This window comes from Sphingobium sp. SYK-6, from assembly GCF_000283515.1.
Taxonomy (GTDB): Bacteria; Pseudomonadota; Alphaproteobacteria; order Sphingomonadales; family Sphingomonadaceae; genus Sphingobium; species Sphingobium lignivorans.
The window spans coordinates 4,166,893-4,179,255 of sequence record NC_015976.1; the positions used below are offsets into that span (position 1 = coordinate 4,166,893).

13 protein-coding genes are annotated in these 12,363 nt (G+C 66.4%); 10 read left to right on the forward strand and 3 right to left on the reverse strand.

From position 1 onward, the window contains the following. Window positions 1-14 precede the first annotated feature (14 nt). On the forward strand, window positions 15-1,613 hold the full coding sequence (locus tag SLG_RS19225; RefSeq protein ID WP_014078192.1) for a helicase HerA-like domain-containing protein: 1,599 nt from the start codon (window positions 15-17) through the stop codon (window positions 1,611-1,613). A 164-nt stretch (window positions 1,614-1,777) separates the two neighbouring features. On the opposite strand, the gene queF is transcribed toward SLG_RS19225, so the two are convergent. Further along, the gene (gene queF / locus SLG_RS19230; RefSeq protein WP_014078193.1) at window positions 1,778-2,224 is read right to left on the reverse strand and encodes a preQ(1) synthase; all 447 of its coding nucleotides are present in this window, start codon (window positions 2,222-2,224) and stop codon (window positions 1,778-1,780) included. 77 nt (window positions 2,225-2,301) lie between these two features. Between queF and sseA the strand changes: the two genes are divergently transcribed. From sseA to SLG_RS19245, 3 genes are all read left to right on the forward strand, one after another. Beyond that, the gene (gene sseA, locus SLG_RS19235; RefSeq protein WP_014078194.1) at window positions 2,302-3,147 is read left to right on the forward strand and encodes a 3-mercaptopyruvate sulfurtransferase; all 846 of its coding nucleotides are present in this window, start codon (window positions 2,302-2,304) and stop codon (window positions 3,145-3,147) included. After that, window positions 3,144-4,370, forward strand: coding sequence for a cystathionine beta-lyase (metC, locus tag SLG_RS19240; RefSeq protein ID WP_014078195.1), 1,227 nt, complete (start codon window positions 3,144-3,146; stop codon window positions 4,368-4,370). Before sseA ends, metC begins: the two co-directional genes overlap by 4 nt. A gap of 281 nt (window positions 4,371-4,651) precedes the next feature. After that, a complete protein-coding gene (locus tag SLG_RS19245) occupies window positions 4,652-5,416 on the forward strand; it encodes a TorF family putative porin (RefSeq protein ID WP_014078196.1) in 765 nt (254 codons plus the stop codon). Window positions 5,417-5,546: 130 nt separating this feature from the next. On the opposite strand, the gene SLG_RS19250 is transcribed toward SLG_RS19245, so the two are convergent. Then, window positions 5,547-6,206: a peptidylprolyl isomerase gene (locus tag SLG_RS19250; protein ID WP_014078197.1), complete on the reverse strand. Its 660-nt coding sequence runs from the start codon at window positions 6,204-6,206 to the stop codon at window positions 5,547-5,549. A gap of 116 nt (window positions 6,207-6,322) precedes the next feature. On the opposite strand from SLG_RS19250, the gene SLG_RS19255 reads away from it, so the two are divergent. The 4 genes from SLG_RS19255 to pgeF all read left to right on the forward strand — a co-directional run bounded on the left by SLG_RS19255 (window position 6,323) and on the right by pgeF (window position 9,611). Then, complete coding sequence (locus SLG_RS19255) at window positions 6,323-6,847, forward strand: sterol desaturase family protein (RefSeq protein WP_014078198.1); 525 nt, start codon at window positions 6,323-6,325, stop codon at window positions 6,845-6,847. Between the two features lie 124 nt (window positions 6,848-6,971). Continuing rightward, a complete protein-coding gene (lgt, locus tag SLG_RS19260) occupies window positions 6,972-7,844 on the forward strand; it encodes a prolipoprotein diacylglyceryl transferase (protein ID WP_014078199.1) in 873 nt (290 codons plus the stop codon). Beyond that, window positions 7,834-8,847 carry a class I SAM-dependent methyltransferase gene (locus SLG_RS19265; RefSeq protein ID WP_041392253.1) on the forward strand — a complete coding sequence of 338 codons (1,014 nt, stop codon included), beginning with the start codon at window positions 7,834-7,836 and terminating at the stop codon, window positions 8,845-8,847. The genes lgt and SLG_RS19265 overlap by 11 nt, the downstream gene beginning before the upstream one ends. Continuing rightward, window positions 8,844-9,611 (forward strand): peptidoglycan editing factor PgeF, encoded by a 768-nt coding sequence (gene pgeF, locus SLG_RS19270; RefSeq protein ID WP_014078201.1) that lies wholly within the window; start codon window positions 8,844-8,846, stop codon window positions 9,609-9,611. Before SLG_RS19265 ends, pgeF begins: the two co-directional genes overlap by 4 nt. Window positions 9,612-9,640: 29 nt before the next feature. On the opposite strand, the gene SLG_RS19275 is transcribed toward pgeF, so the two are convergent. Further along, window positions 9,641-10,321: an HAD family hydrolase gene (locus SLG_RS19275; RefSeq protein ID WP_014078202.1), complete on the reverse strand. Its 681-nt coding sequence runs from the start codon at window positions 10,319-10,321 to the stop codon at window positions 9,641-9,643. A 76-nt stretch (window positions 10,322-10,397) separates the two neighbouring features. Between SLG_RS19275 and SLG_RS19280 the strand changes: the two genes are divergently transcribed. After that, window positions 10,398-11,507, forward strand: a complete 1,110-nt coding sequence (locus SLG_RS19280) for an ABC transporter permease (RefSeq protein WP_014078203.1) — start codon at window positions 10,398-10,400, stop codon at window positions 11,505-11,507. Further along, window positions 11,504-12,328, forward strand: a complete 825-nt coding sequence (locus SLG_RS19285) for an ABC transporter ATP-binding protein (RefSeq protein ID WP_014078204.1) — start codon at window positions 11,504-11,506, stop codon at window positions 12,326-12,328. Before SLG_RS19280 ends, SLG_RS19285 begins: the two co-directional genes overlap by 4 nt. The last annotated feature ends 35 nt before the right edge of the window (window positions 12,329-12,363 follow it).

The following is a 12,363-nucleotide window of genomic DNA, read 5'->3' on the forward strand; positions in this document are numbered from 1 at the left end:
GGAGGGTAAGGGCAATGACGGACGAGACATCCATCTTCATCGGCCTTGGCGGCGGGGAGCCGCAGAAGCTCGTCCTGCGCCGCGCCAATCGCCACGGCCTGATCGCCGGCGCCACAGGCACGGGCAAGACGGTCACGCTGCAGGGCCTTGCCGAGAGCTTCTCCGCCCGGGGCGTGCCGGTGTTCGTCGCGGACGTGAAGGGCGATCTCTCGGGCATTGCCATGGCCGGCTCGCCGACCGCGAAGAATGCGGACAAGCTGATCGCCCGCGCGCAGGAAATCGGCCTCGCTGATTATGCCTTTGCCGACAACCCCGCCATGTTCTGGGATCTCTATGGCGAGCAGGGTCATCCCATCCGCACCACCGTCTCTGAAATGGGGCCGTTGCTGCTGGCACGCATCATGGGCCTCAACGAGACGCAGGAAGGCGTGCTCACCATCGCCTTCCGCGTCGCCGACGAGGAAGGGCTGCTGCTCCTCAATCTGGAGGATCTGCAATCCATGCTCGCTTATTGCAGCGAGAAGGCGGACGAACTCACGGCCCGCTACGGCAATGTCAGCAAGGCCAGCGTCGGCGCGATCCAGCGCCAGCTTCTCCAGCTCGAATCGCAGGGCGGCGGGCATTTCTTCGGCGAGCCGGCGCTCGACATCCAGGATTTCATCCGGACCGACGAGAAAGGGCGCGGCTACGTCAACATCCTCGCGGCGGACAAGCTCATGCAGAGCCCCCGGCTCTACGGCACGTTCCTGCTCTGGCTGATGTCCGAACTGTTCCAGACGCTTCCCGAGGTCGGCGATCCGGACAAGCCGGTGCTCGTCTTCTTCTTCGACGAAGCGCATCTGCTGTTCGACGACGCGCCAAAGGCGCTGGTCGACAAGATCGAGCAAGTGGTGCGGCTCATCCGCTCCAAGGGCGTGGGCATTTATTTCGTGACGCAGAACCCGATCGACATTCCCGAGGATATTGCCGGGCAGCTCGGTAATCGCGTCCAGCATGCGCTGCGTGCCTTCACGCCGCGCGAGCAGAAGGCGATCAAGGCAGCCGCCGAGACCTTCCGGCCCAATCCCGCGCTGGACGTGGCCGAGGCCATCACGCAGCTACGGGTCGGCGAGGCGCTGGTGTCGCTGCTTCAGGAGGATGGATCGCCGTCCATCGTCCAGCGTACGCTCATCGCGCCGCCACGCTCCCGGCTGGGGCCGCTGGAGGCCAAGGAGCGGGCCATCATCCAGTCCATCTCGCCCTGCGAGGGCCAGTATGAGGAGGAAGTCGACCGCGAATCGGCCGAGGAGATTCTCGCGGCGCGTGCCGATGCCGCCATCGCCGCGGCCGCGGCCGAGAAAGCGCAGGCCGAGGCGGACAAGGCCGCCGCCGCGCAGGCGAAGGTCGAGGCGAGACAGCGCGAGGTCGAGGCGCGGGCCCGGGCGCGCGAGGCGGCCAAGCCCTCCAATCTCGACCGGGCGATCCAGTCCGCCACGCGATCCGCCGGCTCGTCGATCGGCCGGCAGGTCGCGAACGAGCTCGGCAAGCAGATCCTCGGCGGATCCTCACGCAGCCGCAGCGGCGGTCTGGTCGGCAAGCTCGTGCGCGGCGTGCTCGGCGGCCTGTTCAAATAGCTGTCCTACAGGGCGCCGCCGATGGCATGACGACCGCATGCGATCACCATGCAAGCCAGGTTTAATCGATGCAGTCGATCAGTATCCCGCGTGGGGAACCAAAACCTCACGACCCGTGGCGTGAACTTTGTAAACTTCCGCGGAAACCTGATCGACCGAAGCGATCAACCGCGTCCGCGATAGCCCGGCACGCCCTGATCGGGCAGCCACACGCTCTCCGGCGGCGGGCCGGACTGCCAGAAGACATCGATGGGAATGCCGCCGCGCGGATACCAGTAGCCACCGATGCGCAGCCACAGCGGCTGCATCTCCGTGAACAGGCGCTCGCCGATGCCGACCGTGCAATCCTCGTGAAAGGCCGCATGGTTGCGGAAGCTGCCGAGGAACAGCTTGAGCGACTTGGATTCGACGATCGTCTCGCCCGGCACATAGTCGATGACCAGATGCGCGAAATCGGGCTGGCCGGTCACCGGGCAGAGCGAGGTGAATTCGGGCGCCGAGAAGCGCACCAGATAGGGGCGCCCCTGCCGGGGGTTCGGCACATAGTCCAGAACCGCGTCCTCGGGGCTTGCGGGAAGGGCGCTCGACTGGCCCAGATGCTTGAGTGTCATGGCCGGGCCTTTAATATGATTCCCGTCCCGCGCGAACCCCCTTGCGCATCGGGGCAAACGGGAGAAGGGGAAAGGCCATGGATCTGCTCGTTTCAACCCAGTGGCTGGCCGATGCGCTCGGTGCCGCCGATCTGCGCATCGTGGATGCGACATCCTTCCTGCCCGGCACGCCGCGCGATGCCCATGCCGAGTATCTGGAGACGCACATAGCCGGCGCCCTGTTCCTGGATCTGTCGTCGCTGAACGATCCCGGCGATCCCCGTCCCGCGACCGTGCCGACGAACGCGCAATTCGCCGCGCGCATGGCGGAGCTGGGCATCGGGCAGGATGATCGCATCGTCGTCTATGACAACAGCCCGCTAGTGAGTGCGGGCCGCGCATGGTGGCTCTTCCGCATTTTCGGTGCCCGGCAGGTGGCGATCCTCGACGGCGGGCTTGCCCGCTGGATGGCGGAAGGACGACCAGTCGAGCAGGGGTCGGGTACGCCCGCCGCGTCGGACGGCTTCAATGCGCATCGGGACGATAGCGCCATCGCGACGAAAGCGGATGTTCTCGCCAATCTGGACAGTTGCGCTGCGCAAGTGGTCGATGCGCGCGGGGCCGACCGCTTCAGCGGTGCCGATCCCGAACCGCGCCCGGGCATGGCGTCCGGCCATATTCCCGGATCGGCCAACATGCCCACCGGCATGATGCTCGAACCCGATGGCCGGTGGAAGCGCGGCGAAGCACTGCGGCGCAGTTTCGCCGATGCCGGGGTCGATCTCGGCAAGCCGCTCATCATGAGTTGCGGCAGCGGAGTCACGGCCTGCAATCTCCTGTTCGGCGCGGCGCTCCTCGGCAAGGACGACGTGCGCGTCTATGACGGAAGCTGGTCCGAATGGGGCGCCGATCCCGCCACGCCCAAGGCGACCGGGCCGGCATGAGCGACAGCGGGAAGGACAAGGGCGGCAAGCCGCTGAGCGCTGCCACGCGGCTCGTGCAGGCCGGGCGGCGCGCGGAATGGACGGGCATGCCGGGGCAACCGGGCGGAATCGTCAACCCGCCTGTGTGGCGGGCATCGACCATCCTCTACGAGGACGTCGCGCATCTGCGCAGCGCAGACATCAGCGATCCGCACCGCCTCTATTATGGCCGGCGTGGCGCCCCGACGAGCTGGGCGCTGGCCGAGGCCATCACGCAGATGGAGCCGGAAGCGGCGGGCACGATGCTCTATCCTTCCGGTGTCGCGGCCATATCGGGCGCCTTGCTGGCCCTCCTCCGGCCGGGCGACGAACTGCTCATGGTCGACAGCGTCTATGGGCCGACCCGCGCCCTGTGCGAGGGGCTGCTGCGCGAGATGGGCATCACCACGCGCTATTATGATCCGCTGATCGGCAGCGGGATCGCGGACCTGTTCCAGGCGAACACGCGGGCAATCTTCATGGAGAGTCCCGGCAGCCTCACTTTCGAGGTGCAGGACATCCCGGCCATCGTCGCAGCAGCGCGGGAGCGCGGCATCGTCACGCTGCTCGACAACACCTGGGCAACGCCGCTGCTGCTGCCCGGGCTCGGCATGGGCGTAGACGTCTCCATTCTCGCCTGCACGAAGTATATCGTCGGCCACAGCGATGTCATGATGGGTTCGGTCAGCGCCAATGCCGCGCTCTGGCCCCGCATCCGCCAGGGCGCGCACACGCTTGGGCAGATGGCCAGTCCGGACGATGCCTGGCTCGCGCTGCGCGGCTTGCGCACGCTGGCGGTGCGGCTCAAGCATCAGGGCGAAAGCGCTCTGGCCATCGCGCGCTGGCTCTCCTGGCGGCCGGAAGTGGCGCGCGTGCTGCATCCGGCACTGCCCGACTGCGCGGGGCATGACATCTTCCTGCGCGACTTCGCCAGCGGCACCGGCCTCTTCGCGTTCGAGCTGGCGGGCGGCGGCGAGCGGGAACGTGCCACCTTCATCGACAGTCTTGGTCTGTTCGGCATCGGCTATAGCTGGGGCGGATATGAGAGCCTCGCCATTCCCGTCGACCTCAAAGGTCTGCGGAGCGCGACTGCCCCGGCGCGGGGCCCGCTCGTGCGCGTCAATATCGGCCTCGAGGACGTCGCCGATCTGATCGCCGATATCGAGCAGGCGCTCACCGTCTGGAAAGAGGCCATCGGCCCCTGACCGCGCACGGGTCTCCGGCTTCCCTTTTACAAGAAGCTGTTTTCGTTCCCTTTTCTCGGCACTCTCTGTCCCGGGAATAGCCTTCCCACGCGTTGCAAAGCTGCAACAGCGCCGGATTCAGCAACATTAAGTTACAAATTTTGCTTGTGCGATGCACAACGCGATGCAACCTGCGCGTGGATACAGGACAGGTTCCTCGGCTGCCCCAAGGGCGGGATAATGAAGGGATCGCCGTAACCGCAGGTAGGGACGATCGCATTTATCTCGACAAGGGGAATACCATGCGCAAGTCCATCATCGGCCTTTCGGCCTTCGCTATCCTTGCCTCCGCGACGCCAGCCCTGGCGCAGGAGGAGGCCAGCAGCCCAGTAACCATTTCCGGCTCCGCCACTCTCGTTTCCGACTATCGCTTCCGTGGCTTCAGCCAGAGCAACGAGAACATCGCGGTGCAGGCGGGCATCGATATCAGCCACGAGAGCGGCTTCTATGTCGGCACCTGGGGCTCGAGCATCGGCTTTGCCGGCAATGCCGAGATCGACGTCTTCGGCGGCTACACCACGGATGTGGCGCCGGGCCTCAATGTGGATGTCGGCATCCTGGCCTATATCTATCCCAAGGCCGGCTACAGCGATTCGACCATCGTCGAGCCCTATGTCACGCTGACGGGCACTTACGGCCCCGCCTCGCTCGCCGTCGGCATCAATTATGCCTGGGATCAGGCCTCGCTGGCCAGCCTCGATACGGGCGATAAGTCGTCCGCCATCTATGTGCACGCCGAGCCTTCGATCACCGTGCCCAACACCCCGCTGACCGTGGATGGCCATATCGGCTATTCCAAGAGCAATTCCTTCCTGGGCGGCTATGGCCCTGACCATCATGTCTGGGATTATTCGGTCGGCGTCTCCGGCGGCTATGGGCCCCTCACCTTCGGCGTCCATTATGTGAACACGGACGAAGCCCGGCAGCGGTCCTATGCGCCGGGCACGGGCGCCGAGGATCTCGGTGCGGATGGCGCGGTGATCTTCTCGGTCGGCGCATCCTTCTGAACTCACGAAAGCACGCCGCCGTCCGTGGGAACGGCGGCTTGCAAGGAGGCTGCGGGCCGGGCCGCAGCCTCATTTCGTTCAGCCCTATGATTCGGAAACGCCGGCAGGTCCGTGCCGGACATGCGAGTCGCTACTGAGCCGCTTTCGCGGCCGGCGCACGCCGCGCGGTGACGATGCGGATCTGCGGTTCGAGCATCTCGCCTTTCATCACGCCTTCCCCCGCCGTGGGGCTGCGGGGTGAATCGGCAATCGCGCGGACCACGTCCATGCCTTCGACGATCCGCCCGAACACGGCGAATCCCGGCTGCTTCTCGTCCGCATCGAAGCCGGTCATGTCTCCCAGGATGATGAAGAAGTCGCCGGTGCCCGTGCCTGGCTCGCCCCGTGCCAGCGAGATCGCGCCGTCGACATGGGAAAGCCCTGTCTGGCTCGTCGGCTCGTGTGGGACGGGCTTGAGGATGCGCTTTGGATCATTCTGGGTGCCGCCCTGGATGAAGCCGCCGGGTGTTCCGTCGCTCCACTTGAACGAACGATAGAAGACGGTGCCGTCGAGCCGCTTCTGGTCGACATAGCGCAGGAAATTGGCGGCGGTGAGCGGGGCACGCTCCACCTCCAGCGCGATGGTGATGGGTCCGCGCTCGGTGGTCAGGACCACCGGAACGGTCCGCGCCGGGACCGCGGGTGCGACCGCTTCCGCGCCCGGTGCCGGCGGAACCTCCTGCGCTGCGAGAGGAGAGATAGGCCCGCCGGCGACGGCCAGGGCTGCAAGAGCAAGGACGATCGTCTTCATGGCCTTGATGGTAGCGCAACCGCGTCCCGAGGCAAGGCGGGACGGGACGAGGCACCGCCCGTCCAAAAGCATCGCGGGCAATTCACATCGCGGCGCGGCGCGCCTATAGCGGCGCCATGAGCTGGCCCCTGCTCCTCCTCCTGTTCCTGGTGACCGTCGCGCTGATGGAGGGCTTCGCCTATGTCATGCATCGCTGGGTGATGCATGGGCCCGGCTGGTTCCTTCATGCCAGCCATCACCGGCCGCGAACGGGCCGGTGGGAACTCAACGATCTCTATTTCGTGATCTTTGCCCTCCCCTCCATCCTGCTCCTCCTGGGCGGCGTACAATGGGGCTGGGGAAACTGGGCCACGGCCGTCGGCGCCGGCATCGCCGCTTACGGCGCCATCTATCTCGGCTTTCATGACATCATCGTCCACCGCCGCGTGGCGCATCATTATGTGCCGCGCTCGCTCTACATGAAGCGCATCGTCCAGGCGCACCGGCTCCATCACGTCGTGGAGACCCGCGAAGGCAATGTGAGCTTCGGTTTCCTCGTCGCGCCCGCGCCCGAGACACTCAAGAAGCAGCTCGCCGGCATGGCGCAAGGCAGGCTCCGCCAGCCCGGCGGCGCTGCCGAAACGACCGTCGGAAAATCATAGCCCGGAACGGCACGGGTCTGAAGGATAAGCCGCGCCTCCTGATGCCCTTCCTCTCCGGCCTTGGTCTCCTTCCCGTCTTGCACTATGCAGCGCGCATGCAGCCCAGAACCGCCGGGGAAAAGAATTGACGATTGCGTTGCTCGCGGCCGCTGCCGCCCAGTCCATCCACTTCGACAGCCTGGGCCTGAACCCGGTTGCGCTCGACCTCGGCTTCTTCACGATCAAATGGTACAGCCTGGCCTATCTGGCCGGCATCCTGATCGGCTACTGGTATCTGACCGTGCTGATCCGCCAGCCCGGCGCGCCGATGGCCCGCCGCCACGCGGACGATTTCATCTTCTACGCCACGCTCGGCATCATCCTGGGCGGCCGGCTCGGCTATGTACTGTTCTACCAGCCCGATATCTTCCTGCGCCCGCTCGACATCTTCAAGCTGTGGGAGGGCGGCATGTCCCTGCATGGCGGCACCATCGGCGTGATCGTGGCGATCTGGTGGATGGCGCGGCGGGAGGGCCTGAGCTTCCTGCGCGTGTGCGATTATATCGCCTGCGTGGTGCCATTCGGGCTGTTCTTCGGCCGCCTCGCCAATTTCGTGAATGGCGAGCTGTGGGGCAAGGTGACGAGCGTGCCCTGGGCCATCGTCTTCCCCGATGCGCCGGGCGACCTGCCGCGCCACCCCAGCCAGCTTTATGAAGCGATGCTGGAAGGGCCGCTGCTGTTCGCCATCCTCGCCTTCTTCTTCTGGAAGACCAATGCCCGCTACGAGCCCGGCAAGCTCTTCGGCATCGCCGCACTCGGCTATGGCGCGGCGCGGTTCTTCGTCGAATTCTACCGCGAGGCCGATGCGCAGCTGATGGAGTTCGCCGAGCGCACCGGCCTTCACATGGGCCAGTGGCTCACCATTCCGCTGCTGGTGCTTGGCCTCTATCTCGTCGTCACGGCGAAGGGCCGGCGCACCCGCGTGGAGCCGACAGCTGGGACGAACAGTGTCGCCTGAGGGCGCCGACGGGGCTTCGCTTCTCTCGGTGCATGACTTCATGGCCGCCGCCAATGCGGCTTATTACGGCAGCCGCGATCCGCTCGGCCGCGCCGGCGATTTCACGACCGCACCGGAGATCAGCCAGATGTTCGGCGAGCTGATCGGCCTGTGCTGGGCCGATCTCGTCCTGCGGGCAGGCGCTGGCGAGCATGCGGCCTATGTGGAACTGGGCCCGGGCCGGGGCACGCTGGCCGCCGACGCCTTGCGCGCGATGAAAGGCGCTGGCCTCGCACCGCCCGTCCATTTCGTGGAAACGAGCCCGGTGCTGCGCCGCAGGCAGGCCGAGGCGGTGCCCGCCGCCCTCTCGCACGAGACCATCGACAGCCTGCCCGCCGACCGGCCGCTCGTCGTCGTCGCCAATGAATTCTTCGATGCCCTGCCAATCAGGCAGTTCGAGCGCATGCCGCGCGGCTGGCGCGAACGGATGGTCGCGGGCACGCGGTTCACGACTGGCGATCAGGACCGCGCGGACGACATCCCCGCCCCGCTTGCCGATGCCCCCATCGGCGCGATCGTCGAGCGATGCCCGGCCGGAGAGGCGATCATGGCGTCGCTCGCGGGCAGGATCGCTCGCCAGGGGGGCGCCTTGCTCGCGATCGATTACGGCTATGAGGGGCCCGCAACCGGCGATACGCTGCAGGCCATGAGCGCTCATCGCTATGCTGATCCCCTGGAGGCGCCCGGTTCGCGCGATCTCACCGCGCATGTCGATTTCGCGATGCTGGCCGCTGTCGGCCGCGCCCAGGGACTGCGGCCCTCGCCCTGCATCGGTCAGGGCGCCTTCCTCACGCACCTGGGCATTCAGGCGCGGGCCAGCGCCCTCAAGCGCGCCAATCCGGCGCGCGGACAGGAACTGGACGAAGCCGTGCAAAGGCTGGTCGCTCCCGATCAGATGGGCCGGCTGTTCCGCGTTCTCGCTCTTCGCCATCCCGAATGGCCCCAACCGGCAGGATTTGCATGACCATCGAAGTTATCCGCGCGGCGTCACTCGGCATGGTGCCCCATGGCTTTCTCGGCCGACAGGGCGGCGTTTCGACGGGCATTCATGCCGGCCTCAATGTGGGCCTGGGGTCGGACGACGAGCGGGACGCGATCCTGCGCAACCGGGATCTCGCGCGCGATGCGGTCCTTCCCGGATCGACACTGGTCACTCTGCATCAGGTCCATTCCGCCGACGTCGTCACGGTCACGGAGGCAATCCCGCTGGACGCGCGCCCGCGCGCCGACGCGCTGGTGACCGACCGGCCCGGCCTGCTGCTGGGCATTCTCACCGCCGATTGCGTGCCGATCCTTTTCGCCGACGAGACCGGCCGGGTCGTGGGCGCAGCCCATGCCGGCTGGAAAGGCGCACTGACCGGTGTCGCGGAAGCGACCCTCGATGCCATGGTCGCGCTCGGCGCCGCACGAGAAGGCATCGCCTGCGCGATCGGCCCGTGCATCGGCCGGGCGAGCTATGAAGTCAGCGCCGGCTTCGAGGCACCGTTCATCGCGCGCGATGGCGAGGATGCCCGCTTCTTCTCGGCCGGGCGGCCCGGCCATCTCCAGTTCGACATTGCCGGCTATGTCGCCGCGCGTCTGGCCGCGGCCGGCGTCGGTGCCGTCACGATGCTGGATGAGGACACGTACAGCCAGCCGGAGCGCCTCTTCTCCTATCGCCGTGCCTGCCATGCAGGAGAGCCGGGCTATGGGCGGCAGATATCATTGATCGGGATCGCGCAGGCCTGACCTCCCGGCAAGCGCGCCGGGTCGCCGCCTCACCAGCGGACGATCGGCCAGCCCCGCAGCGTGGCCAGCCGCTCAAGCTTGGCGTGCGGATTGGCCGCGACGCCCTCGTCGGCGAAGTCGAGCAGCGGCGCATCGGTCACATGGTCGCTATAGGCGCGGACATGCGCCTGATCGCGCTCGATGCCCTGCCCCTTCATCCAGCGCTCGATCATCCGCAGCTTGGCGACGTCGTAGCAGTTCTCCCCCGCGATCCGGGCGCGCAGATAATCGAAGTCCTGGCTGAAATGATCGGTCGCGATCACGTCGTCGAAGCCGAGGCGCCGGGCGATCGGCTCGACATAGAGGCGGAAGGATGCGGAGGCGATCAGCAGGCGATAGCCGTCCGCCCGGTCGTCCGCGATGCGGCGCAGCGCGCCGGCCCGCACATTGCCGGCCACGACCTTGTCGGCATAGGATTCAACGGCAGGCTGGATGCGCGCACGGTTGACGCGCCAGCCGATGAGCAGACCCTGATTGATTTCCTTCGCGCGCGCGCGGCTAACCAGCCGCAGGACATAACCGATCATCACCAGCCCGGCGACGGGGAGGAAAATGAGCCGCCAGGGCGCCACGCAGCGCGCCATATGGACCAGAAACGCAGCATAAGTGCCGGTCACCGTGATGGTGCGATCCATGTCGTAAATTGCAATCTTCTGCACGCCTGCATCCATTCCGGCTCTTCCGCGTTGAGGGCGCATGAGCCAAATCGGCTTGCCGCGCAATGCAAACTGGCACAGTGTGCAGTCGATGATCAAACCTGCCGACTTCAGCGAACGCGATGACGCGCAGGGCCGGACCATCGCTCTGACGGGAACGCTTTCACTTTCATGCCTCGACCATCTGCCGCAGCGGATGGATGCGATCGAGGGCGATGTCGCCCGCATCGACCTCAGCGAGGTCGATCATATCGACACCATCGGCGCCTGGATCGTCCATCGGCTGGCCGTCCGCACGCAGGCCAGCATCGTCGGCGCCAATGATGACGCCTCGCGGCTGCTCGACGTGGTGGCGCGCAACGATCAGCCGCTGGAAGAGCCGCCCAAGCCGCCCAATCCACTGGTGCGCATCGCGGACCAGATCGGCGAGGCGACCAAGCTGACCGGCACCACCATGGTCGGCCTTCTGGGCTTCCTCGGCGCCACCGTGATAAGCTTCGGCCATCTGATCCGGCATCCGCGCTCGATCCGGGTCAATGCCGTGGTGCAGCGCCTCGAGGTGGTCGGCGTGTCGGCGCTGGGCATCATTGGCGTGATGAGCTTCCTCGTCGGCATCGTCATTGCCCAGCAGGGCTCCGTGCAGCTCGAGCAGTTCGGCATGGAAGTGCTGACCGTCAATCTCGTGGGCCGGCTCACCTTCCGCGAACTCGGCGTGCTGATGACGGCGATCATGGTGGCCGGCCGATCCGGCTCGGCCTTCGCCGCGCAGATCGGCACGATGATGCTGAACGAGGAAGTGGACGCCATGCGCACCATTGGCGTGCGGCCCATGGAAGCGCTCGTCATGCCGCGCATCATGGCCGTGGTCATCATGATGCCGCTGCTCGGCTTCTATGCCTCGGTCGTCGCGGTCATCGGCGGCGGCTTCCTGTGCGCGATCGCGCTGGATATCCCCCCGATCACGTTCGTGCAGAGATTGCGGGAAGTCGTCCCGATCACCGATCTCTATGTCGGGCTGGTCAAGGCGCCCGTCTTCGGGCTCATCATCGGCATCGCCGGCTGCTTCCAGGGACTTCAGGTGCGCTCGAACGCGGAGGAAGTGGGCCTGCGCACGACGGCGGCAGTGGTGCAGGCGATCTTCCTGGTGATCGTGCTCGACGCAATCTTCGCGGTGTTCTTCACATGGATCGGCTGGACATGACGGACGCCATCACGTCCCCCAACCCCGCGCCGGGCGAACCGATCATTTCCATTCGGGGGCTCGTCAACCGCTTCGGCGAGCAGATCATCCACGATCAGCTCGATCTCGACGTGAAGCGCGGCGAGATCCTCGGCGTCGTCGGCGGCTCGGGCACCGGAAAGTCCGTCCTCATGCGCTCGATCATCGGGCTGCAGCGACCCGCCGCCGGCTCGATCAACGTGCTGGGCGAGCCGATGCTCGATCGCGACCCCAATGATCCCGCCTTGCTGGCCGTGCAGAAGCGCTGGGGCATCCTTTTCCAGAACGGCGCATTGTTCTCGACATTGACCGTCTCGGAAAATGTGCAGGTGCCCTTGCGCGAATATTATCCCGACATGACGCCCCGGCTTCGCGAGGAGATCGCGGCCTACAAGATTCTCATGTCCGGGCTTTCGGCCGATGCAGGCCCCAAATATCCGTCCGAGCTTTCCGGCGGCATGCGCAAGCGCGCGGGTCTCGCGCGGGCCCTGGCGCTCGATCCGGACCTGCTGTTTCTCGATGAGCCGACCGCCGGGCTCGATCCCATCGGTGCCGCCGCCTTCGACGAACAGACGCGCGAGCTGCAGCGCACGCTTGGCCTCACTCTGTTCCTGATCACGCATGATCTCGACACGCTGCATGCCATCTGCGACCGGGTAGCGGTGCTGGCGGATCGCCGCGTCATCGCGGTCGGCACGATCGACGAGCTGCTGACGCTCGACCATCCCTGGATACAGGAATATTTCAACGGACCGCGCGGCCGGGTGGCGCACGGCATCACGGCACTGGCGGACGCGCGATGACACGGCGCGCTGGCCCGGCATGGACAGGCGCGCAC